Origin of the sequence: Blautia marasmi (genome assembly GCF_900258535.1) — a bacterium.
Taxonomy (GTDB): domain Bacteria; phylum Bacillota; class Clostridia; order Lachnospirales; family Lachnospiraceae; genus Blautia; species Blautia hominis.
This window is the reverse complement of the sequence record NZ_OIWX01000001.1, coordinates 826,206-849,728: the sequence shown is the minus strand read 5'-3', so window position 1 is coordinate 849,728 and position 23,523 is coordinate 826,206. Positions and strand designations below refer to the sequence as shown.

At 46.1% G+C, this 23,523-nt stretch carries 25 protein-coding genes and 4 tRNA genes; 23 read left to right on the top strand and 6 right to left on the bottom strand.

The window, feature by feature from the left end; all coding sequences use genetic code 11:
- Positions 1-61: 61 nt before the first annotated feature.
- The 3 genes from C6P39_RS03655 to C6P39_RS03645 are packed head-to-tail and all read left to right on the top strand — an operon-like array spanning position 62 to position 4,301.
- Positions 62-2,446, top strand: a complete 2,385-nt coding sequence (locus C6P39_RS03655; RefSeq protein WP_104802862.1) for a M13 family metallopeptidase — start codon at positions 62-64, stop codon at positions 2,444-2,446.
- 47 nt (positions 2,447-2,493) lie between these two features.
- Entirely contained in the window at positions 2,494-3,177 is a 684-nt protein-coding gene (locus C6P39_RS03650; RefSeq protein WP_104802861.1) for a response regulator transcription factor, read from the top strand.
- Positions 3,174-4,301: a sensor histidine kinase gene (locus C6P39_RS03645; RefSeq protein WP_104802860.1), complete on the top strand. Its 1,128-nt coding sequence runs from the start codon at positions 3,174-3,176 to the stop codon at positions 4,299-4,301. The genes C6P39_RS03650 and C6P39_RS03645 overlap by 4 nt, the downstream gene beginning before the upstream one ends.
- Positions 4,302-4,335: 34 nt before the next feature.
- Here C6P39_RS03645 and C6P39_RS03640 read toward each other — a convergent pair whose 3' ends face one another.
- The 5 genes from C6P39_RS03640 to C6P39_RS03620 all read right to left on the bottom strand — a co-directional run bounded on the left by C6P39_RS03640 (position 4,336) and on the right by C6P39_RS03620 (position 5,146).
- The gene (locus C6P39_RS03640) at positions 4,336-4,599 is read right to left on the bottom strand and encodes a DUF3795 domain-containing protein (RefSeq protein ID WP_104802859.1); all 264 of its coding nucleotides are present in this window, start codon (positions 4,597-4,599) and stop codon (positions 4,336-4,338) included.
- 159 nt (positions 4,600-4,758) lie between these two features.
- Positions 4,759-4,829, bottom strand: a tRNA-Cys gene (locus C6P39_RS03635).
- 77 nt (positions 4,830-4,906) lie between these two features.
- Positions 4,907-4,978: transfer RNA gene (locus tag C6P39_RS03630), tRNA-Glu, on the bottom strand.
- Positions 4,979-4,999: 21 nt separating this feature from the next.
- Positions 5,000-5,070 (bottom strand) — tRNA-Cys (locus tag C6P39_RS03625).
- Between the two features lie 4 nt (positions 5,071-5,074).
- Positions 5,075-5,146 (bottom strand) — tRNA-Glu (locus C6P39_RS03620).
- A 394-nt stretch (positions 5,147-5,540) separates the two neighbouring features.
- Here C6P39_RS03620 and C6P39_RS03615 point away from each other — a divergent pair.
- The 19 genes from C6P39_RS03615 (at position 5,541) to C6P39_RS03535 (ending at position 18,847) form a co-directional block, all read left to right on the top strand.
- Positions 5,541-5,888, top strand: a complete 348-nt coding sequence (locus tag C6P39_RS03615) for a hypothetical protein (protein ID WP_104802858.1) — start codon at positions 5,541-5,543, stop codon at positions 5,886-5,888.
- Positions 5,875-6,093 (top strand): hypothetical protein, encoded by a 219-nt coding sequence (locus tag C6P39_RS03610; RefSeq protein WP_104802857.1) that lies wholly within the window; start codon positions 5,875-5,877, stop codon positions 6,091-6,093. The genes C6P39_RS03615 and C6P39_RS03610 overlap by 14 nt, the downstream gene beginning before the upstream one ends.
- A 66-nt stretch (positions 6,094-6,159) precedes the next feature.
- Positions 6,160-6,402 carry a hypothetical protein gene (locus tag C6P39_RS03605; protein ID WP_104802856.1) on the top strand — a complete coding sequence of 81 codons (243 nt, stop codon included), beginning with the start codon at positions 6,160-6,162 and terminating at the stop codon, positions 6,400-6,402.
- A 231-nt stretch (positions 6,403-6,633) separates the two neighbouring features.
- Entirely contained in the window at positions 6,634-6,990 is a 357-nt protein-coding gene (locus C6P39_RS03600; RefSeq protein WP_104802855.1) for a hypothetical protein, read from the top strand.
- A 4-nt stretch (positions 6,991-6,994) separates the two neighbouring features.
- On the top strand, positions 6,995-7,153 hold the full coding sequence (locus tag C6P39_RS27390; RefSeq protein ID WP_158661450.1) for a hypothetical protein: 159 nt from the start codon (positions 6,995-6,997) through the stop codon (positions 7,151-7,153).
- Positions 7,154-7,166: 13 nt separating this feature from the next.
- Entirely contained in the window at positions 7,167-7,328 is a 162-nt protein-coding gene (locus tag C6P39_RS27385) for a hypothetical protein (protein ID WP_158661449.1), read from the top strand.
- 65 nt (positions 7,329-7,393) lie between these two features.
- Positions 7,394-8,857 carry a hypothetical protein gene (locus C6P39_RS27730; protein WP_207657108.1) on the top strand — a complete coding sequence of 488 codons (1,464 nt, stop codon included), beginning with the start codon at positions 7,394-7,396 and terminating at the stop codon, positions 8,855-8,857.
- 4 nt (positions 8,858-8,861) lie between these two features.
- Complete coding sequence (locus C6P39_RS03590) at positions 8,862-9,098, top strand: hypothetical protein (RefSeq protein ID WP_104802854.1); 237 nt, start codon at positions 8,862-8,864, stop codon at positions 9,096-9,098.
- Between the two features lie 174 nt (positions 9,099-9,272).
- Complete coding sequence (locus C6P39_RS03585; RefSeq protein WP_104802853.1) at positions 9,273-10,004, top strand: zonular occludens toxin domain-containing protein; 732 nt, start codon at positions 9,273-9,275, stop codon at positions 10,002-10,004.
- Positions 10,005-10,068: 64 nt separating this feature from the next.
- The gene (locus tag C6P39_RS03580; RefSeq protein ID WP_104802852.1) at positions 10,069-10,860 is read left to right on the top strand and encodes a rolling circle replication-associated protein; all 792 of its coding nucleotides are present in this window, start codon (positions 10,069-10,071) and stop codon (positions 10,858-10,860) included.
- Positions 10,861-10,890: 30 nt separating this feature from the next.
- Positions 10,891-11,130 carry a hypothetical protein gene (locus tag C6P39_RS03575; RefSeq protein ID WP_104802851.1) on the top strand — a complete coding sequence of 80 codons (240 nt, stop codon included), beginning with the start codon at positions 10,891-10,893 and terminating at the stop codon, positions 11,128-11,130.
- Positions 11,131-11,276: 146 nt separating this feature from the next.
- On the top strand, positions 11,277-12,278 hold the full coding sequence (locus C6P39_RS03570; protein ID WP_104802850.1) for an IS30 family transposase: 1,002 nt from the start codon (positions 11,277-11,279) through the stop codon (positions 12,276-12,278).
- A 209-nt stretch (positions 12,279-12,487) separates the two neighbouring features.
- Complete coding sequence (locus C6P39_RS03565; RefSeq protein WP_095173283.1) at positions 12,488-12,883, top strand: PH domain-containing protein; 396 nt, start codon at positions 12,488-12,490, stop codon at positions 12,881-12,883.
- 184 nt (positions 12,884-13,067) lie between these two features.
- A complete protein-coding gene (locus C6P39_RS03560; RefSeq protein WP_104802849.1) occupies positions 13,068-13,637 on the top strand; it encodes an RNA polymerase sigma factor in 570 nt (189 codons plus the stop codon).
- Positions 13,634-14,407, top strand: a complete 774-nt coding sequence (locus C6P39_RS03555) for a hypothetical protein (protein WP_104802848.1) — start codon at positions 13,634-13,636, stop codon at positions 14,405-14,407. Before C6P39_RS03560 ends, C6P39_RS03555 begins: the two co-directional genes overlap by 4 nt.
- Complete coding sequence (locus C6P39_RS03550; protein WP_104802847.1) at positions 14,394-15,248, top strand: ABC transporter ATP-binding protein; 855 nt, start codon at positions 14,394-14,396, stop codon at positions 15,246-15,248. Before C6P39_RS03555 ends, C6P39_RS03550 begins: the two co-directional genes overlap by 14 nt.
- A gap of 9 nt (positions 15,249-15,257) precedes the next feature.
- Complete coding sequence (locus C6P39_RS03545; RefSeq protein WP_104802846.1) at positions 15,258-16,382, top strand: hypothetical protein; 1,125 nt, start codon at positions 15,258-15,260, stop codon at positions 16,380-16,382.
- Between the two features lie 12 nt (positions 16,383-16,394).
- Positions 16,395-17,558, top strand: a complete 1,164-nt coding sequence (locus C6P39_RS03540) for a hypothetical protein (RefSeq protein WP_104802845.1) — start codon at positions 16,395-16,397, stop codon at positions 17,556-17,558.
- Positions 17,559-17,701: 143 nt separating this feature from the next.
- Positions 17,702-18,847 carry a class I SAM-dependent methyltransferase gene (locus tag C6P39_RS03535; RefSeq protein ID WP_456318620.1) on the top strand — a complete coding sequence of 382 codons (1,146 nt, stop codon included), beginning with the start codon at positions 17,702-17,704 and terminating at the stop codon, positions 18,845-18,847.
- 74 nt (positions 18,848-18,921) lie between these two features.
- On the opposite strand, the gene C6P39_RS03530 is transcribed toward C6P39_RS03535, so the two are convergent.
- On the bottom strand, positions 18,922-19,668 hold the full coding sequence (locus tag C6P39_RS03530; RefSeq protein WP_104802843.1) for a DUF6198 family protein: 747 nt from the start codon (positions 19,666-19,668) through the stop codon (positions 18,922-18,924).
- Positions 19,669-19,809: 141 nt separating this feature from the next.
- On the opposite strand from C6P39_RS03530, the gene C6P39_RS03525 reads away from it, so the two are divergent.
- On the top strand, positions 19,810-23,448 hold the full coding sequence (locus C6P39_RS03525) for a DUF11 domain-containing protein (protein ID WP_158661448.1): 3,639 nt from the start codon (positions 19,810-19,812) through the stop codon (positions 23,446-23,448).
- The last annotated feature ends 75 nt before the right edge of the window (positions 23,449-23,523 follow it).

The following is a 23,523-nucleotide window of genomic DNA, read 5'->3' as shown; positions in this document are numbered from 1 at the left end:
ATACAGAAGACAGGAAGAACATAATGATCCCCATAAAAAATTGTGAAAGGATACTATTATTATGAAATTAAAAAGACTCAAAATATTTATGGCAATACTTTTGGTAACCGCATCCCTGGCAGGATGTGCTGCACCGTATACAGAGAAAAAAGTTCCCCAAAAGAACACGGGCACCGTGGCAGCGGTCAGCCCGGATGTGGGAGAGCTTGCAGATTATTTTATGAAAGCTTCGGAAGGGTACGCTGCATCCCCTGAGCGTTCTGCAGTCATAGAGGGGATGGAGGAATCTGATAAAGCCACCCGTCTGCAAATGCTTGTGCTGGCCAGCAGGGCATTCGGCAGGCTTCCGGCACCAAAAGGAAATGCAAAAAGGATCGCGCCCCCGGCCCCTGACCTGAAGGAAGTTCCCGATTGGGCAAAGGAAGATCTGCAGAACCTGTCAGACGGAGGTATCCTGGCAGCTTCTGACCTGACAGGTACTTCTGACGGGGAAGAGGAAGAAGGTGCGGCAGGCAGCAGTATCCTGGAGGAACCGGTGACTATGAAGGATGCGGAAATAATTTCCGCCAGGTTTTACGCTGCATTCGGCACGGATTTGAAGGATGATTTTTATACTGCGGTGAATCAGCAGCAGCTTAACACCATTGAGATACCGGAGGGAGAGGACATGGCGGGCGGTTCCAGTTCCGTAACAAAGCATACAGATGAGCAGTTAAAGGCATTGATCCTTGAGATCGTGAACAGTGAGGAAGACTATAAAGAGGGAAGCCCGGAACAGAAGATCCGCACGCTCTACAAGAATTATGAAAATATGGATTCCCGCGATCAGGCCGGCATAGAACCTTTACAGAAGTATCTGGATGCGGTTGACCGTGCGGCCTCCTTTTCTGAATTAAATGCAGCCATTGCCCAATCGGTACTGGAACTGGGGAACTTTGCCAATGGCCTGATCCCCGGCATACCGGTAACGGATACAAAAGACAGCAGCAGAAAAGTTCTGCAGCTTATGACACAGGTTCCCGGATTGACCAAAGAGGATTATGAGAAGCAGGATGGGGATGCCTATAAGGAATACCGGAATTCTATTATCGAACAGCTTTTAGCAGTGGGAGAGAGCCGGGAAAAGGCCGAAGCACATGCCGATGGGATCCTGAAGCTGGAGAAGGATCTGGTGGATCATATGCAGAGCCAGGATGCTTCCGGAAAGATAAAGGAGCCCAAATACTATACGCCGGAGACACTGGATGAGATGATGCCCCAGGCGAAGCTCTCCCAGTTGGTTCAGTCCATCGGTCTTAGTCAGGATGTAAAGATGATTGTATTTGACGATGTACAGTTTGCTTCTTATGCCAAATGGTTTACAGAGGATAATCTGGAAATATTTAAAGCCATCGAAAAAATGGCACTGCTCACAGGATACAGCTCCTATCTGAGTTCAGACCTTGCAGAAAAGTTTGGAACCGCCGGAATCTCTTCCGCTGATATCGCTGTGCAGAATTTCCTCTCCGACGAACTGGGACAGCTCTATACCCAGCGTTATTTTCCGGCTGAATCAAAAGCGGAGATAGAAAAAATGGTAACCATGCTGACAGATACATTCAAAGACCGGATCAACCGCCTGGACTGGATGGATGCTTCCAGCAAGAAGGAGGCACTTAAAAAACTGGACTCTATCACCGTGCTGATCGGATATCCGGATGAATGGAACCTGAACCGGGCCCGGTTCAAGGGAACAGAAGAGGGAGGCAGTTATTTTGAAAACGTGGCTGCGTCTGAGGCAGAAAAGTGGAAACGCCAGATAGAGGAACTGGAAAAACCGGTTGACCCCAGAAGATTCCCTCTGGCAGCTTATACCGTTAACGCTGCAGCCAGCAGAAATACAAACACCATTATTTTTCCCGCAGGTATCCTGCAGGCTCCGTTTTACGACAAAACAGCATCCTTTGAGACGAACCTGGGGTCTATCGGAAGCACGATTGCCCATGAGATCACCCATATGTTTGATGATGGCGGGGCCCAGTATGATGCCAAGGGAAATGTAAGAGACTGGTGGACAAATGAGGATTATACCCATTTTGAGAAACTGTGCAGCAATGTGGTGGAATATTATGACGGTTATGAAGCAGCACCTGGAATAAAAGCCAATGCCCAGGAAAACCTAAGTGAAAACATTGCGGATATCGGCGGGATCGCCTGTGGCCTGGAGCTGCTTTCCAAAATGGAAAATCCGGATTACGACGCATTTTTCCGAAGCTACGCAAACCAGTGGCTGAGAGCCGCAGATTATAGTATACTAAAAGAAATGGCAGAGAGTGATATCCATGCGCCCAATAACCTGAGATGCAACAGGGTACTTGCCAACTTCCAGGAGTTCTATGATACTTACGGCATCAAAGAAGGTGACGGGATGTATGTGCCCAAAGAGGAACGTGTGGCAATCTGGTGATCAGGCAGTAAGAGTTTTGTTATGATAAAAAGCAGGGAGGCAGTAATATGAAATTGTTGTTGGTGGAAGATGAAGAGCTTCTTTCCAAAACGGTGGCGAAGGGGTTGAAAATACTGGGATATTCTGTAGACTGCGCCTTTGATGGGGAAGAAGCCCTGTATCTTTATGAAGTGAATGAGTATGACCTGATGATCTTAGATCTGAACCTCCCTAAAGTGGACGGTATGGAAGTTCTGCGGCGTATCCGCAGCCGGGATGACGGGCTGAAAGTTCTGATCTTGTCCGCACGCAATACACTGGAGGATAAAGTGAGCGGGCTGGATGAGGGATGCAATGATTATCTTACAAAACCGTTTGAGTTTAAAGAGCTGGAGGCCCGTATCCGCAGCCTTCTGCGTCGGAACTTTACCACGGGAAATACAGTGCTTACTTGTGGATGTCTGAAACTGGATACGAAACGGAGGCAGGTCTGGTGCAGGGAAGAGGAAGTGGAGCTGACCAGGAAAGAATTCGCGCTGCTGGAATATTTATTTGTCCATGCCGGGAAGATGACAGGCGCGGAAGAATTGATCGAACACGCGTGGGACAGCGAAGCTGACCTGTTCTCAAATTCTTTCCGTTTTCATATTCATTCCCTGCGCAAAAAGCTGGATGCAGCCGGTGCGGGGGGATATATTGTCACTTACAGAGGAAAAGGCTACTGCCTGCAGTGCCCGGAGGAGGGATCATGATGAAAAAACATACGCTGCAGCTTCAGATCACAGGGATCGTAGGTGTGATACTGGTACTTGCCTGTCTGCTCCTGACGGTAAATTCGCTGGTATCTGCCCGCAGTTATTATGGGGACTATGCTTCTTTGGTGGAAGAAGGGGCTGTGTATTATGATCCCGCACTTCCGGAAGGAGAACTGCCCCCTGCGCTTGATCCGGATGTGACCTACCAAGAGGCTTCCATGAAATTTTCCGTGCAGTCTGTAGTGACCATGGCTGTCATTATACTGCTGGCCCTGGCCGGTACTTACTGGGCCACAGGGAAAATGCTGCGGCCGTTAAAAGAGCTGACTGAGTCGGTACAGAGGGTGGATGACCGGAACCTGGATAAGCGGGTGGAACTTAAAAGAGCCCACGGGGAGGTGGGCGTACTGGCAGACGCATTTAACAGTATGCTGGAGCGTCTGGAGGATGCCTTTCTGATACAGAAAAGCTTTGCCGCCAATGCGGCTCATGAGCTGAAAACACCGCTTGCTGTTATCAAATCCTCCCTTCAGGTGCTGGAAATGACACCGAATCCTGAAATCGCGGACTATAAGGAGTTCATGCAGGACACAGATACCTCTTTGAACCGCATTATCAAAACAGTAGAAGGCCTGCTGGCCCTTGCCAATCTCAGAGACATTCCCATGGACCAGCGTGTGGAGCTGTATACTTTACTCCAACAGGCAGTACAGGAGCTGGCAAAAAAAGCCCGGAGCAGTCAGGTGAAGCTGTCAATGGGGCAGCCGGTCAGCGGGTTTGTATACGGAAATCCCAGCCTTCTTTACAGGGCTTTTTATAACCTGATAGAAAATGCCATAAAATACAACCGGAGAGACGGAGATATTACAGTTTCCATGGACATGAACGGAAAGTGTGCGGTTATCCAGGTAGCTGATACAGGGTATGGGATAGGACAAGAAGATCTGGTCCATATTTTTGAACCCTTTTACCGTGCAGATAAATCCAGGTCCCAGCGCATACCGGGTTCCGGTCTGGGGCTGGCAGTTGTGAAGATGATTCTGGATAAGCATGGGGGAAAGATCGAGGTTGTCAGTGAATTAAATCAGGGGAGTACATTTAAAATATATCTGCCTGTGTAAAAGAGTTTTGTGCCGGGCTGCAATGATCTTTGCATTAAGTACATTGTAGCCAGCATTTACACTGCTCAATACGTTTTCCGCCATCCCCCTGTTTTTCATCGTAGGCGAACTGTTTCAGTAAGGCACATGGAAATTCACCGCACTGGCCGCAGTGCTGATGCTCCTTGGATTCACAGCTGTTTTTCACCGGGCAGTTATCTCCCCAGAATGGCTTGTCAATATGTAAACACCCTTTACATCCCATCTGCTCTTTGTACGCACATTCACTGCATAAGATACCACATCTTGATTCGATCATACTTGAAACCTCCATTTTTTATCCTGATCATAACAAAAGGAACATGACAACTATGCGTCATGTTCCTGATACCGGTGCTGATTATTTTTTAGAAAGCGGGTAGGGGAATCTTGAGAAAAAAAAAATCTCAGAGACTTTTCATCCCTGAGATCTTACGAGAGGCGCCAACCAGATTTGAACTGGTGATAGAGGTGTTGCAGACCTTTGCCTTACCACTTGGCTATGGCGCCATATCTATTTATTCTGTTTTGAAGAAGTATTACACTATATTATATTACCACAAATCCAAAAATATGCAAGTAAAAAATGACTCCAAGGGGATTTGAACCCCTGTTACCGCCGTGAAAGGGCGGTGTCTTAACCGCTTGACCATGGAGCCGTTAAGATAAATAGATAAAAGAGGCGCCAACCAGATTTGAACTGGTGATAGAGGTGTTGCAGACCTTTGCCTTACCACTTGGCTATGGCGCCTGAGTGACTCCAAGGGGATTTGAACCCCTGTTACCGCCGTGAAAGGGCGGTGTCTTAACCGCTTGACCATGGAGCCGTCACTGTTTATTTATCTTTTTGCCCCTTTGCATTTACCGGAGCGACCATGAATTATGATAGCATAAGAAAATACAAATTGCAAGCATTTTTTTCAAAAATTTACACTACTGTGAGTTGTAGAATGTAATTGTACAGAGGTGATACAACAAAAACACCCCTGATACACGAAACTATTAACAAATTTTTACGTCTTATTCCAACAAAAAAAGCAAAAAACTTTATCGTCTTTTATCCGGGACGTAACAATCGGATAACATGTACAAGCGGTTTGTTGGCAACGTCTATTGAGTATGTTGCAAGTCCATTTGTAAGCCGTCCCTGACGGTGGTACATATGCAAATACGTGCGTATGTCTGCTACTTTGAAAAATGAATAGAAAAGAGAGGGATACCATGAATAGTACAAAAAATGTTTCTAAACTTGATGATGCTTTTAAGAGATTAGATGATACAATAAAAAAACTCAAAAAAGCATTTTCCCAGATTCCATCTGATAAAGTTGATTTACAGCTTATTAATTTCAGACTTGATAATATCAAACAAAATTTTGAATGCCGTAATTTTATTTCTATGTATAATTCAATTGGCTTTATAAATGGATATGCTAATTGCCTTTTGTCCACCGGAATCATAAATACGGTATTGTTTTCTAGCCTGTTTGACCTCTACATTTCCATTATTACTTTTTCATTTGAATTGAAAGCTATATATGAAGAGGATTATACAAATGCAGGAAATTAAATTTTCGGAAAATATCATTTCCCTGAAATTAGATACCGCCCTTATAGAATTAGAAGATTCCGCCACAAAAGCACAGGTGAAATATCGTTCCGGTATCTGTGCGGGCATGGCTGGTATGGCACATGCGTTAGGATTGCTAACACAGCCAAATTATTCAGCTTATATGGGACAGGTCATCTATATCGTGAACCACATTGATTTATAAAAAGGTTTGGCGGTTTAACCACAAAACCGCCGTATAAAAATATCAAGAATAAAGGAGAACGACAAAATGAAGATGCGGATTGATTGTAATTATCTGAACAGTGAAAGAGTACAGGGGAAGAAAGACCCTACAAAGACCTACTGCATGGCACTTTTCATGCAGGGTACCGATACCTTACAGCTTTCCTGTACTGAAGATGCCTTTTCCCTTTTGGACGGCGTTAAGCCCATGGATGAAGTGCGTATTGAAGTTGACTATAGCACACAGTACCATAGTTTACGCATGACCGATATCCTGTCATTAGATTAGCCCTCTTTCTGCTGTCAGGGGATGAAACCCGCAGGATTCTGCCGATACACTCCTGACAGCGTTTACACCTTTTTCCTTGGGCGTGATTTTAATATGTAGCGTCCCGCAATCGGGCGCCGGGTCCCATGGGGCGTTGGGGCGCCGATTGAGCGGTCACAGCCGTTATGCAGTGCATATGCCTTTAACGTTGTGCTTGTGACAAAACAATTATGCCTTTTAAAGGAGTATAACATGGATGAAACAAACAATGTGTTTGATATCTCTGATTATGGCGGGTATTTTGATGTTTCTGCAGAGAGTGGCAAGGATATACAGGAGCCTGTACAGGACATACCGGAATCTGAAAATGATATGGATGTTTCTGAAACATCTAATAATCTCGTTAATCCTTCAGACGAGGAGGCCTTAAAGCAGGAATCCCCCGTTGCGGAGGTTGTGGAAACGCCTGGAGAATACACGGAAATTTTACAGGATATCAATGCACATGTAACAAATATCGAGACGATATCTATTGGTATCCTGCTCGCCGTCAGCCTGTTATTAGGCTTAACAATCAGCAGGATATTTCTGGATAAACTATGGAGATGACAGCATGAATGAAATATTAACAACTGTACAGATATTTTCATTGACTGAGGACATACCTACCATCATTTCTATAGGTATAGTAAATGGCATTTTCTTTGCCGCTATGCCGTGGCTCCTTGGCATGGTAATAGTGGCATTTAAGAAAATAATAACATCAATTTAAGGAGGAAAAGACCATGGAAGGTATTTCTACAAGCTTAGTGACTGGTATCACTTCTATCGCAACGGAAGCCGGAAGCGCTATTGCATCCATTGTCCCGGTCGCACTGCCTATCGTTGGTATGGTACTCATTGTGACCATTGGACTTAAAGTCTTTAAGAGAATCACAAATAAATAGTGGTTCTCGGTGGAAGGGTTGGCAAAACGCCAGCCCTTTTCTTTTACTCAAAAAGGAGGGAAAACATGCATAAGAAATACCAAAAACGCCTTTTAAGCCTACTGTTGGTACTTACCCTTACAACAGGAGTGATGTACACAGAATACCATACAGCACAGGAAGTACAGGCCATAGCCGTTGTGGATGACATAGCTATCATCCTTGCTATCTTAGCGGCTTGTGGTGTAGGATATGTCGGCTATGAATGGTTCAATCAAAGTGATATCGCTGGGTATGCGGATGAAGTTGCGAAAGCTGAAGAATCATTAAGTCGGTTATGGGACAATGCTGTTACACAATTTGGGGGTGACCAAAATCCTGATGACTTCGACCCCGACAATGATAACCCCAACGAAAAGCCCCCTAAATGGGAAAAGCTCAAAGCATGGGCAAAGGCTCACCCTGGCGCTACTCTCGCACTTGGGGCAGGTGGCGCAATGGCAACTGTTGTAACGGCGATAACACCTGAAATATTGAAGACAAGGGAGGAAGGCAAGGTCAAACCGGAGGATATTACCTATACACAAGATGTGATTAGTAAGATGCTTGAATATAGTAATGATTATCCATATATTGTACATTTTTATGCGAATAGTACATCCGGTTATGTTGATATGTATAAGACAAAACCTATTGTATATAAATCAAATAATTCTATGGTATTGGATAATCGAAATATTCCGGGCAATCCTAATCCTGATTTATCTTGTATACATATACAGCCATCAGGAAGTATTTGGATAGGTAATGGTTATTCAAATTATACCTTGAATCCTGGGCAACATACATCTTTACTTAGTACGAATCTGACTATTTATGATAGTTTGCAAGACGCAGTAAATAATTATGGAAATGATAGCACTAAATATCCTGGTACAATTAACCCTGCATCTCTTCCCCTATCCACTGATATCATGGATTGGCTCGACAAAAACCCCGGAAAAGATGCTCCCGAACAGCCCTTATATGATAACGTAAAGATACCGACACAGGATGAGGTTGACACTTTCATACAAGACTTGGAAAAATCCCGTGATGATGAAGACACAGAGGACGAACAGCAAAGACAAACCATCACCAACAATTTCATTCAGAACATAACTAACGTGAATCCCGACCCTGCACCTGACCCCGACCCTACGCCTGACCCGGAACCCACACCTGACCCTAATCCAGACCCTTCACCAAACCCGCCAACCGACCTGACAGAAGAGGAAAAGGGCAGTTTCCTGCTCCCGGAATCTATTAAGAAGAAATTCCCCTTCTGTATCCCTTTCGACCTGATAGACGCTTTTACGGTCTTGAAATCCGATACCAGACAAGCCCCGCGTATCAAGTGGCGTTTGCAGTCGGAAAAATATGATATTGACTATACCTTTGACATAGACCTGTCCGTATATGACGAACAGGCGGAACTATTGCGTACACTGGAACTGTTACTGTTTATCGTGGGGCTTATCCTTGCGACCCGTTCACTGATTAGGGGGTGATTGAATGACTATAGCAAATATCGGTATTGTACTTGTTTTCCTTACATTCGCAATCGCATTACTGCCAGAAAGCCCGTTCACTGTCTTTACCATGGCAATCCAGAACCTGCCCTATCTGGATGTTTTAAACTGGTTCATCCCGGTATCTGAAATTGTAGCAATCGGTCAGGCATGGCTTTTAGCAGTCACGGCTTTTTACATTGCGTCACTTATCCTTCGTTGGATAAAGGCAATACAATAAGATTTTAGGAGGAAAAATCATGCCTTATATTTCATGGATGTATAATACACCTGTTGGAAAAGAATTTATGGAATCTACAGTCCAAAAACCGTTAGATGCACTTCTGCTCATATTATCCCTAATCATTGTCATTCAGATATTCTTACATTTTTTGAAGAAACGAGGTGGGAAATAATGATTTACTTATACAGCGGTACACCCGGCAGTGGCAAAAGTCTGCATTGTGCCAGTAATATATATAACAACCTTAGATACGGAAACTATACCTATATCTGTAACTTTCCTATCAACATAGACAAATTCACGGATAAACAACGGAAACGTTTCATATACCGTGACAATGCAGGTATGACCCCGGAATATTTCCAGCAGTTTTCTGAACAGTATTTCCGGGAACATCCAGCAAAGAGTATAAAGGATGCTGAGGGACGACTAAAGATATACATAGATGAAGCGCAAATCATGTTCAACGCCCGGGAATGGCAAAAGACCTATTCGGACGGTTGGACAAAGTTCTTCTCTCTCCACAGACATCTGGGTTATGACATAATCCTGATAGCGCAGTTTGACCGTATGCTTGACAGGCAGATAAGGAGCTTGATTGAATACGAGTATGTGCACAGGAAGATAAGCAATATCGGTATCTATGGGAAGGTGGCAAATATAGTCGCATGCGGCGGCCTGTTCTACTGTGCCAAAATCTGGTATCCGCAGAAAGAAAAAATAGGTGGTGACTTCTTCAAATACCGCCGTAAATATGATGGTCTGTATGACACACATGCTATGTTCACAGAGGACGGGGTGACCGCTTCTGTCACTGGGGCCGGGGGTATGGGGACCCCGGAACCGGGGGCGGAAACGGACACTCCGCCCATGGCCCCATTACTTGACAATGGCAACACTTAACACTCATACTTTTCGGTGAGAGGACGAACCGCATAAAAATAGGAATTGAATAGGGTGAAAACATATGGATTACAATGTAAAATGTCTCCATTATGTAAATGGGGATACTGAAACAAGAATCTATTCCCGTCCTATTCGTATCGGTGTAAAGAAAGAGGAAAAAAAGAAGGAAGAGAAACGTACTGCACAGCAGACAGAGGAACAGAAAAAGAGGAGTGCTGAAAGCAGTATGAACCGGACAAAAAACAAAATATATGAGATTGCACGTGCGAATAAGTGGCAATGGTTTTTAACACTCACTTTCTCTCAAGAGGAAGTTGACAGATATGACTACAGTGCATGCACAAAGGCACTGAGTAAGTGGCTGAACAATATCCGCAGGCTTGCCCCTGATATGGTATACCTCTTTGTCCCTGAGCAGCACAAAGACGGGGCATGGCATTTCCATGGTGTTATAAACCATGCAGAGGGCATCAAGATAGCACCATCCGGGCATTACACAAAGGATAATCAACCTATCTATAACGTGTCCAGCTACAGCTTGGGGTACAGCACTGCAACAGAGGTGGATAACACGGATGCCGTCAGCAGGTACATAACAAAGTACGTGACCAAAGACTTGTGTGAGCATACAAAGGGCAAGAAACGCTACTGGGTATCCCGCAATGCATCCCGGCCTATCGTCCAGCTATTTGAGATGACGGGCCAGGAAACAATGATACTCACTGAGGAACTTCGGGAAGACTGTCAGGGGGAGAAGTTTGTACAATGTCCCAACACTCCCCGTAATATCCGCTATTTCCAGAATGCCGGGCTTACAATCTGTCATGAAGAGATTGACATACCTGATTTATAGATTGTATAATCAGGTAAAGGAGGGGGTTATGTGAATGAATTATATGATATTGCTAATAGCATAAGTGATGAAGAAATAAAAATATTTTTGATTGCATCTATAAATCAAATTATATCCTCTGATGATAGATTTGTAGAATTAAAGGTTCACTATTTAACAGGTCAATTAATGATGATATGCTATTTTAAGCATATAACAGAATTTGATTATAACAAATGCCTTTCTATTTTGTCAGAATATGTTAAACAGAGGAAACGTAAAAAAGCATAAAGGAAATAGCCCGTCAATGCTTATGGAATAACAGCGCTTGGCATTGACGGGCTATTTTTTTATGCTAAAATCCCCGAAAAAGGAAGAACTTTCCAATTAACTGGAAATAAAGTCCATGATATAATCTTGATTTGGAGGGGTAACAAATGAGGAACAAATACTTTACGGAAGCAGAACGTTATCAGTTAGAAGCTCTTTTGAAAAGCAAAACACCGAAAACCGAAATTGCGAAAATATTGGATAAATCACGTACAACTATCTATAACGAAATCAAGAGGGGAACTGTTGAATTTATGGATTCGGAATTAAGGCATTACTTTGCCTATGATGCAGAGTATGCACAGAATGATTACATACAATCGGTCACAAACAAAGGCCGTGCCCTCAAGATAGGAAATGATATGGAATTTGTACACTATGTAGAAGAAAAGATAAATAAGGACAAATATAGCCCGTATGCCGTACTGGAATCTATAAAGCAGGAAGATAGAGAGTTTCGCACAGATATATGCCTGTCTACTCTGTACAATTATTTACGTTCTGGGATGTTTTTGAACATTAGCTATAAAACAAAGAGATCAAAAGAATATAAACGTAAAGTATCGCTGAAAAATCCTACTGCACTATCAATAGAAAAGCGTCCAGAGGACGTTAAAACCCGTGAAGAGTTTGGTCACTGGGAACTTGATACCGTAGTCAGTGGCCGTGGCGGAAAAGGCTGTCTTATGGTGCTTACAGAGCGTAAAACCCGCAATGAGATAATCAGGAAGATACCGGACAAATCTGCAATGTCAGTAGTCCGGGCAATAACTGCAATAGAAAAGGAGATGGGCGAGGAAACTTTCAAGGAAACCTTCAAAACCATATCCTGTGATAATGGGACAGAATTTAGTGATACGACAGGTATCGAAACATCTATAGATAATACCCGCCGTACCACTGTATACTACTGTCACCCTTATTGTGCTTTTGAAAGAGGGAGTAACGAGAACCAAAACCGTATGATTCGACGGTTTATTCCAAAAGGTTCCGACATATCGCAATATACAGATGAATACATAGCATATGTTCAGAATTGGATTAACAGTTACCCCCGCAGATTGTTTAACGGCCTATCCTCATCTCAAATGTTACAAAAATGTGTTTGAAATATTAAAATTGTTAAATGTTCAATTTCTTCTTGACATTTTCAAAAAATTTACACTACTTGTACAAAGTGATTTTTTGAAAAAAAAAGAGAGAATAAATTGTTTCCATGGGCTGCATGGTGTATACTTAATCTATACTGCATCGCACTGCATAAGAAAAGCGCTTTGTGACACACATTGACGGGAATGCATGAGAGAGGTGATACAATATGAAATTCAAAGGGAAAATTGCGGTATGGTTCTGGCTGATCCTGCTGGCAGGGAATCTTGTGATGGCCTATGAGCTGGTTGTGTCAAATGAGGTTTCCGCTGAGATAGCGGCAGCTTTAGTTGTCTTCAATGCAATCTTTATTCCAATTGTTGTGAGGAATTATGTGGTGGTGGACGGAGACCGGATGGCGATCTATTTTGGGATCATGAAGGATTCCATGGAGATTTCTGAGATCATGGAGATACGCAGAACATGCAATCCCATTTCCGCCACAGCGGCATCACTGGACAGGATCGAGATAAAAGGAAGACGGCAGGAAATGATATGTGCTGTCCGGGACAGAGACAGACTGATCGAAGAACTGTTAAGGTGCAATCCTATGATTAAGGTGTAATAAAAAAGTCCTGAATTTTAAGATTCAGGGCTTTTTTCATGGTGTTAAGATATAAATTTTAAATTTTTGAAAGTCATGGTGTAACTTTTAGCTTTCCGATTCGATTAATAAGCAGAAAGTTACAGAGGTAAACTATTTCGTGCACACTAAGTTTCATAACTTTCCAAGACAGAAAGGAATCTATATGACCCGGGAAGAACTGAAGGATAAGACGGATGACCAGCTTATGGAAATGGTCAGGGATGAAAATTTAAAACAGGCTTTTGACGTGCTGGTGCTGCGCCACTACCGGGAGGCTGTGCGGTTCTGTATGACAATGCTGAAAGAGGAACAGTCTGCACTTGATATCGTACAGGACAGTTTTGCAGATATCTATGTACAGAGAAAACGTCTTTCCGGGTCCTGCGCTTTCAGAACCTACCTGTTTGCCGTAGTAAAGCACAAGGCAGTGGACCAATTGAGAAAAAACGCAAGGCAGAGAACAGAGGAACTGGACACAGGAAAGACGGATGTGCCGGGGCTTTCACCGCCGTCACCGGAGGAACTTTATGTGAGAAAAGAAGAGTACGCAGAACTTCTGCAGTGGATAGAAGAGCTGCCGGAGGATTACAGACAGGCGCTTATTCTATTCTGTGTGGATGGGATGTCATATGAGGAGATCGCGGTAGCCATGGGGAAATCCCTTCCGCAGGTCAGGATACTGCTGCACAGGGCAAGAAAAAAATTACAGAGACAGAGGAGGGAACAGGTATGACGCAGCCGGAAAATGAATTTTTAGAAGCTATGTGGAAAAAAGCCGCACGAAAAGAAGAGAATCTGAAACTGGCAGAAGAACTGAGCCGGCTGCCAAAGGAGGAGGGGATGAGTACCTTTTTATGGGATATATTTTTCGGCATTGGTATCAGGCAGCTGTATGCATATATGGCGGATATCCTCTTTTTATCCTTCAGTCTCGCTGTGTTCCTGCTTTTTATGGGGATGAAACTTGTGGGAGTGGGTTCCTTCAATGCTTACAGTGCTGTCTTTACGGGAGCGCCGATGCTCTATGCAGCCATTTTTTTTCTTTCATCTGTAAAGGAGAAGCAAAATCAGACATACGAACAACTTATGAGCTGTAAGTACACTTTTTTTCACCTGATGACAGCGCGCATGTTTTTAAACAGTCTGCTGGGGCTTGGCGTAAATCTGGTTTACGCAGTGATCCTGGCAGTCAGATATGAGGCCGACGTTCCGAGAATGCTGGCAACGGCATTTGCCTCCCTGATGATCTTTTCGCTTCTTCTTGTGCTTGGGATCGAGAGAGGAAAGAAGATCTCCTGGGGAGCAGCAGTCAGTGGCATGTGGATCATAGGCAATCTATTGCTTACAGGGCTGGCAGGGGACTGGTACGGCATACTGCTGGAGCAGATCCCGGTGGCACTTTTCGCGGCGGCAGGTGTGGCAGCCGCGTTCATCTATATCAGACATCTGCTCCGTTTGTGCGGACAGACGTTCAGAAAGGAGTATACAAATGCTGCAAATTAATCATGTGACAAAAAAATACCAGAATTTTACCGCATTAAAAGATATAAATCTGGAATTGAATTACGGAATATATGGTCTCCTTGCTCCAAATGGGGCAGGAAAGACCACACTTATGAAAATGCTGGCAACCCTCCTCTATCCCACAGAGGGAAGTATCCTTTGGGAGGGCAGGGAGATCCAAAAGCTGGATGAAAAGTACCGTGAAAAACTGGGGTTTCTCCCCCAGGACTTTGGCTATTACCGGGATTATACCCCTGAGAGATATCTGCGTTACATCGGCATTTTAAAGGGGATTGGAAAGGAACAGCTAAAAAAAGAAGTTCCCCGCCTCATAGAACAGGTTGGTCTAACAGATGCGGCCCAAAAAAAGATGAAGAAGTTTTCCGGGGGTATGATACAACGTGTGGGTATCGCCCAGGCACTTTTGGGTAACCCGGAAATTTTGATCCTGGATGAACCGACTGCGGGACTGGACCCAAAGGAGCGGGTGCGCTTCCGGAAGATTCTCACCTCCCTTTCCGGAAATAAAATTGTCATTATCTCCACCCATATTGTTTCGGACGTGGAATTTATTGCAAATCATATAATTATGCTGAAAGATAAGCAGATTTATGCCAATGACAGTGTGGAAAACCTGTGCTTGACACTGGAGGGGAAACTATTCAGCACACAGATCAAGACAGAGGAGCTGGCGGATTTTGAGAGGGAATACCAGGTTGTTTCCCAGAGGCAGGAAGGAGGAAACTGCGAGATACGCTTTATTGCGGACAGAGAAAAAGATGGATGGAGTTCCTGCGCGGCCAGTCTGGAGGATGTATTTTTATACACCTATCGGGAATGAGGTGGAGAGATGAGAGAAGAATGGAAGCGACAGATGTGCAGACCGCTGTTCTGGGGGATCCTCATAGGAAGTATTCTGCTCAATATGTGGATCCTGGCAAATTTCGGAGGGCAGAGAGAGCTTGTCAGGAAAAGCCGGAAAATCTGGGACGAACTGCAGCTTCCCCTGAGTGAGGAAACGGCAGAGAAGTATCTGGAGGCTCTGGAGCCAACGGAGAAGAAGCAGACGGGGGTTCCTACTTTCCGGCAGATTATGGATGGAACACTATACATGATAAAGGAGATGGACAGTGAGAGCATGGCAGAAGCATTTTCCTCTTCCCTGCGGCTTACCGGGGAGGCGAAAGAATATGTCAGCACGGAGTACGGAAAATTAGGGAAGATTCTGGAGGAGAACAGAGAAAGCGGGAGAGCTGCCAGCTTTTTTGTACCATGCAGCAGGGACTTTTTCGCATTGTTTTCCAGATGGATTCCCCTTGCCTGTACCCTGGAAAGTATACTGGCAGGGGTATTGCTCATGATGCAGAGTGTCAGTGAGACTTTTGCCACGGGAACCGCTGCGGTGGTATATACCACAAAGGCCGGAAGGAAGATCCAGGACAGCAGAAGGAGGACCGCAGCGTCTGCCGGTGTACTGTTTACTATATGTATCTGGGGTGTGACTCTTATGACGGCCTGCGTTGTGTTTCCATTGGGCAGTCTTTGGAAAACCCCCGTTGGAAGTATGATGCTTCTGGATTCCTTTTTCCCGATCTTAAGTAGAATGCATTTGACCGCAGCGGGATATGTGGGGATGGAATTTATGATCTCCATAGCTGCCGCACTCCTGTTTTCCTATATCAGTTTTAGTCTGGTCACAAGGAATAAAAACAGCTTTGTGTCTTTTATACAGCTTGGATTTGGGTGCACAGTCATTTATACAGTGACCTCCCTGTTTCCAAAGAACAGCAGGTTTTATTTTATTTTGCAGTATAATCCGGTGGATCTGGCCCGCAAAGCAGGGCACTGGATGGTGAGCGGCGGTCATTTTTTCTCTCCGCGGTATTATGAGGTGATCGTGCTTCTCTGTTGGGGAGGGCTTGCGGGGGCAGCAGCGTTTGCTGCCAGGAAAAAGTTTCTGGCCGAAGATTTGTAGGGAGGTGACGATATGTTATTTGAGGAGATTAAAAAAATATGGAGCTGGAAAAAGTGCCTGTGTCTGCTGGCATTTTGGATTCTGTATTTTCTTTTATTTATCAGTCCATATGTATTCATATATGAGGGCAGTTACCAGCAGACGGCGGATATTGCGGCTGATATTGTCAAAAAGTATGGAAACTATATATCGGAGGATGAATATGAAAAGATGAAAGCGGACGCACCCCAAAAAGGTGTCAGTGAGATTGACAAGATGATCGCGGAAAACGCTTTGTTCCAGAGATATGGGTTTCGTACGTTCCAGGAATTTAACTATGCGGAGGAGATCCTTTCCCCGGATGAGGATACGGCACTGTGGATGGAGATTTACGATGTGTTTACCGCGGAGGATATAACCAGGGAATTTACCCGGGCCATTGAATTGAATGTGTATCAGATGTATCTTGACAGGTATGAGTCCGAAGCATTGGGAAAAGCGGATGGCACATCATACTATAAAGATTTGGATGAGGCACAGAGGCAGCGGACTTTAGAGCGGAACTGGAAGGAAGTGTACGGTATACTGCCGCCGCAGGTGATTGGGGTTAACTTTGAGGTCCTGCAGTTCTGGGCAGCTTTTGCGATCATCAGCGTGATTTTTATGATCTTGCCCTATATGGTGCAGGAAAACAGGAACCGGATGACCATGCTCCAATATAGCTGTAAAAGAGGCAGAAAGTATTACCTTTATAAACTGGCAGCCTGCCTGTTATCTGTGTTTCTGGTAATTGGGGCAGAGTTCATGTTCTATATGCTGATCGCAAAAATAAACCGTGTCATAGAGTTTTGGAATGCACCGGCTGCTTCTTTTTCCAGCGGATATATCGGATGGTTCCCCTGGACGCTGGGTACCCTGTCTCTGATGAATGTGTTGTTCTGCACTATGACTGCAGTGGGGGCCGGACTTATACTCTTTGTTGTCACCCGGTACTGCAGAAATCATATCACGGCGATCGCCTGGGCGCTTCCCCTGGTGATACTGGCAGGTTGCTATGGCGCATTTTTAGTCTATCATTTCATGGAGATCACTACATGGAAGTATCTGGTGCCTGCGGCGGCAGGAATGGTATTGGGAATCGGCATTCTGGCAGTGGGGGTACAGTTTGTTTCAGAGAGAAAGAGAAATATTGACTGAGCGGCCTTGAAATGTATGAACTGTGGAAATTATGGTAAAAATGCACTTATAGAGAATGCGAGTGGTAACAGTCCAACTTGTCTGAACTGTTACAGCGCGTGTACGCTGCAAGGAGGAACATAAAAGTGCTGGAAGAAAACATGATGATACAGTTCTTGAAAAAATTCGATGAATACCCTTTCTTAGTGAAGACTTCGGGAAAGGAGTACCTGATTGGGGAGGGAAATCCCATGTTTACAGTCAACTGCCGTAAAATGATCCCCATGAAGGAACTGGTAACGAGCACATCCCTGGCCCTGGGGGAAGCCTACATGAATGATGATCTGGAGATCGAGGGGGATTTGTATGAGGCCCTGGACCACTTTCTGGGACAGATGGATAAATTCTCCATGGACCAGAAGGTGCTGAAAAAGCTGATCTTCTCCTCCACAGCCAAAAAGAACCAGGAGAAAGAGGTGCGGAGCCACTACGATATCGGTAATGATTTCTATAAGCTTTGGCTGGACGAGACCATGAGTTATTCCTGCGGGTATTTTCTGCATGAGGACGATACACTGTACCAGGCACAGGTCAATAAAGTGGACTATATTTTGCAGAAGCTGTATCTGAAGGAGGGAATGAGCCTGCTGGACATCGGATGCGGCTGGGGATTCCTGCTGATAGAGGCAGCTAAAAAATATAAAGTCAAAGGGACGGGCATTACCCTGAGTGAGGAGCAGCACAGAGAGTTCACGAAGCGGATTGCGGAGGAAGGGCTTGAGGAACTGCTGACGGTGGAGCTTATGGACTACAGGGAGCTTAAGAAAAGTGAATGGAAGTTCGACAGGGTGGTGAGTGTAGGAATGGCGGAACATGTGGGGCGTGAGAACTACCAGATGTTCATAGACTGTATAAATCATGTCCTAAAACCGGGCGGCCTGCTCCTTCTGCATTTTATCAGTGAACTGAAAGAGCATCCGGGTGATCCATGGATCAAAAAATATATCTTTCCCGGCGGTGTGGTCCCAAGTCTCAGGGAAATGGTCTCCTGTATGGCGGAGGATGGATTCCATGTCATGGATGTGGAGAATCTGAGGAATCATTACAACAGGACACTTTTGTGCTGGGAGAGGAATTTTAAAGAACATGCCCGGGAAGTGAGGGAAATGTTTGACGAAAGATTTGTCCGTATGTGGGAACTGTACCTGGCATCCTGTGCGGCAACCTTTCACAATGGAGTGATTGACATTCATCAGGTATTGGCCTCAAAAGGGATTAACAATGAACTGCCCATGGTACGCTGGTATTAAAATAGGATATTTTTAAAATGGCTGCGGCTGCAGAACAAAGACACGTAAGGTCCCTGTTCTGCAGCCGCGGCTGTTTAGGTACAGATTTCTGTCATTCCTGCCAGGTACAGCATTTTTTCCTGGGTTAGGCGGTTAAAGACCGCGATCACCCTTCCGACGCCAATGACCGCAATGACAGTCCCAAGTCCAATCCCTACCGGACGTCCCGCAAAAAGCAGGCTGACCCCAATGGTGAAAGAGATATTCAGCAGGTCAAAGCAGTTTTTGGTAAATCCCACTTGCCAGCCGGTGCAGTCCGCGATGGCCTGCACAATACCATCCCCCGGATTAGGGATGATACGCATGTTCAGAGACATGGCTGCCCCGACGCCGGTGAGGACCACAGCCAAAAGAAGGATGAGGGTCCTTCCGGCAAAACTGCCGGGGAAACTGCCTGCATATGCGGTCCTAAATTCAGGGATCCTGTCTGAAAAAAGATTGAGAAAGCGAGTGAAGACCAGGCTTAAAGGAAGCTGCAGTACATCCATTACCAGTACAAGCTTCAGGTTGATCCGGTTGGCATGGGCAAGGGCCGGGCCGCCTCTGTGAGCGTATATTTTGCTGCGGACTGTGTGAAGACACATTTCCACAAGGACGAAAATGCCGTAGAGGATAAAAGTCATGTCTCCGAAGTTCAGGTTCCAGATGGAAGAAATGCTGTAGGAGACAGATATAATGGGAGAAACGCCCAGTCCGGATCTTGTGTTCAGGGAAATACCCAGGGCAAGGAGCAGAAGTCCTGCCACGTAATAGAGTCCCCGGTAGAATAATGATTTTTTCATGATATGTATGTACTCTTTCTATGTCTGATGATTTCCATCATATTATCTTATCACACAATAAAATAAAAATGAAGAACATTTCGCTCCCCCTCCGAATATGTTATAGGAGGCAAAAATCGAAACAGATGCGGAGGTATGAGTATGGCGGAGAGAAATAATGGTACAGGGGGGCGGGCTTCGGCCAAGGGACCCTTTGTCTGCGATTCTAAAATGATCTTGTTTTCCGGCAGGCCCACAAGCTGGTATGAGGTGGAGATGGTGACCGGCAGGGCAGATCTGCGGGGCAGCCTGATTCCTGACAGTGATGTGAATGCCATTGGCTACAATGTGCTGGATTATTATATTTATGGATACGACCAGACAGCAAACCAGCTAGTCCGAGTGGATGACAGCGGCGCGGTTGATGTTCTGACTCCCAGACCGCAGGGACTGCCTGCGGCTTTTTATCATGTGGGGACTTTGGATCTGAACGGGTACTATTATCTGTACATGTCAGGGGAGCAGAGATTCTACACCGTGGATTTAAGGCCGGGTTCCTCAACCTATTTAAAACTGGTGGACCCGGCCTCCGGTTATACCGAACAGACGGACAACTACGGTACAGTGCTCTCAGAACCGCTGCAGATTGGTGACTGGGTGTGGCATCCCCGGGAAAATGTCCTATATGGGGTGGCAGATGACGGAACCGTATACCGGATAGAGCCAAACGGTCAGGTGACTGCTCTTGATACTACGGGGCCTAACCCAGGCAGTGTTTTTGGGGCAGCTGTCATGGACCAGAACGGGGTGCTCTATGCGGTATCCAGTGGGGACGGGACTATCTACCGGTATCTGATCGAACAGGACAGAGCCCGGGCAGCCAGATTTTCACAGACGGTGCAGAACACATTCCAGGATGGAACCATGTGTCCTTATGCGGCGCTGGAAGTGGATTTTGGAGATGCCCCGGATATCGGAGGGACAGCCGGCAGCGGAAATTATAATACCCTGCTTACAAGTGACGGTCCCCGTCATCGGATCGTTGACGGACTGACGCTGGGACTGCAGATAACCGGGGAGATGGAAGCACACCAGAATGCAGCAGCGGACGGGGATGATCTGGAGAGGCAGATACAGGATGACGCGCTGACGGTTCCTCTGGCCTCCCTGACTGTGACGGATAACACATATCATGTGAACGCGGCTGTCAGGAATCTGACAGGGGCATTGGCCAATCTGTACGGATGGGTAGACTTTAACAATAACGGATTGTTTGAGGCGGATGAGGCGGTGCATCAGACGGTGCCTTCCAGTTCCCAGACGCAGATCATTTCTCTGGATTTTACAGTTCCGCCCTCCACGCAGCTTCGGCCGGGGCATACATTTTTAAGGCTGCGCCTTACCACGGATGATTTGCCGGAAGGGACGTTACAGGGGCAGGATGCCAGGAGTGTGGGGCCTGCGTCTGACGGAGAGGTTGAGGATTATATCATCGAGATCCAGTCAAGGGCAGATTTGTCTGTGGAGAAGACGGCTGTACCGGATCTGCTGAATGAGGGGGAACAGATCACCTATACGATCACGGTCAGAAATCAGGGGCCGAATCCGGCACTGGAGGTACAGCTTACGGATGATATCCCCCCGGAAATCCTTCTGCCGGAGTACAGTACAGACCATGGGGGGACATGGAACCCATGGACGGGCAGCCTAGAGATCGGGGAGATGCAGGCCGGGGAGGAGCGGACAGTCCTTATCCGGGGAAACTTCAGCAGCAGTACAGCCACTGAGGTGGAGAATACGGCACGTGTCACCACAGCTTCCCGGGATGACAACCCGGATGACAATACCTCCACAGTGGTGACACCGGTGAACCGTTTGGCTGATCTGTCGGTTGTCAAGACCGCAGTTCCATCTGTGGGAATTGCAGGGGAATCCATCGTATTTGAGATAGAGGTGGAAAACAAAGGACCGGATGAAGCCCTGAACGCAAACATGATGGATCATATCCCGGCAGAACTGGAAAAACCGGAGATCTCTTATGACGGGGGAGTGACCTGGAGGACATTTGAAGGCCAGACCGGTGTATTTGATATACCGGCAGGCGGCAGTGTAAGATTCCATATCAGGGGGGATATTCCGGCATCGGCCACAGGCAGTTTTTTCAATACCGCAGAGGTACAGTCCGATACACCGGACCCGGATCTGTCAAACAATAAAGATACCATAGAGATACCTGTGGATCAGTCGGCGGATATGGCTGTGATAAAAACAGCTTCGGAGACTTCGGTATATGAAGGGGAGAGAATCCAATATGCCGTACTGATTGAAAACAGAGGGCCATCCGATGCGGTCAACGTAACGCTGACAGATGTTGTTCCGGAACAGATCATAGAAATGGAGTTTTCCCTGAATGGTGGAAGTGTGTGGAATATCTGGAGCGGTTCGTATACCTGGCCTGTTTTTTTGGCCGGAAGCAGTGTGACTGTGCTGCTGCGGGGGACGGTGGTTTCAGGATTTACTGGGACGGTGATCAATACCGCGCATGTGAGTTCGTCTGTTCCTGACCCAGATCCGGATAACAATTCATCAGAAGTCCAGGTTGCCGTGGAACCGGGGGCAGATCTGGTATTGACGAAAACGGCAGATCCAGAAAGTATCATAGCCGGGCAGAGGGTGGTCTACACCATCACGGCCGGAAACGAGGGACCGGGCAGGGCGGAGAATGTAGTGATCCGGGATACGGCATCCCCCTATCTGATGGAGGCAGAGTATTCTATTGACAAAGGAACTACCTGGCTCCCCTGGGGAGGCTCCTATGCCGTCACATCCCTGGATGTGGGAGAACGGGTGGAGGTTTTGCTGAGAGGACGGTCAGAGCCTTCCTTTACAGGAAGCCTTGTCAACTCAGCTTTTGTAAGTTCCGACACTCCGGACCCTGAGCCGGACAATAATTCAGATGAGGCGGAGGTAACCGTGGATGCATCTGCAGACCTGTCTGTAAAGAAAAGTGCAGAGCCAAACCCTGCCAGACCGGGAGCGTCTATTACCTATGAGGTCCTTGTGAAGAATGCGGGACCGTCGGATGCCCTGCAGGTGGTATTGGAAGATGCCATGCCGTCAACATTGGTGAATCTGGAATGTTCCAGTGATGACGGGGAAAACTGGTATCCGTGGAACGGCTCATGGACCGCTGCATTTCTGGCAGCAGGTACGTTTGTAAGACTTCTGCTTCGGGGATTTGTGCCCCATAATGCAGCAGGGCAGCTCTCCAATTTTGCGGAGGTGAGCAGCAGTACAAGAGACCCTTATCCTGACAATAACACATGTGATCTTGTAACGCCGGTTGCGCAGATACCGGAGTTATCTATCACCAAGACTGCTTATCCGGATTGTGCCGTACCGTGTGAATACCTGATCTATACCATTCTTCTGGAAAACAGTGGTTCCGCGGACGCATACGGGGTGGTACTCGCCGATTATATTCCAAGGGAGCTGTGGAATCTGCAGTTTTCTATAGACGGAGGAAGGACTTGGGCCGAGTGGAAGGGGTCAGAACGTATTGGTACCATAAAGAAAGGGGAAACCGTGACGGTGCTCATCGCAGGCATGGTCCACGCAAGGGCCTGCGGTGTTATTACAAATACGGCGTCTGTATTCAGCTCCGGTTCGGAAGAATATTTTCCGGATGACACGGTTACCATAACCACGCCGGTAAAAAGATGCCGCTGTTGCGAACCTGCAAGGCCAATACCTTTGGAAAAGAGTAGGGTGTATCAGGAATTCTTTGATCAAATGCCATAAGGATAACAGCTGGGCCGGGCTGCAGATTCCTGTAAAGGAAAGCTGCAGCCTGGCCCTCAGTGTGCCCGGAAATGT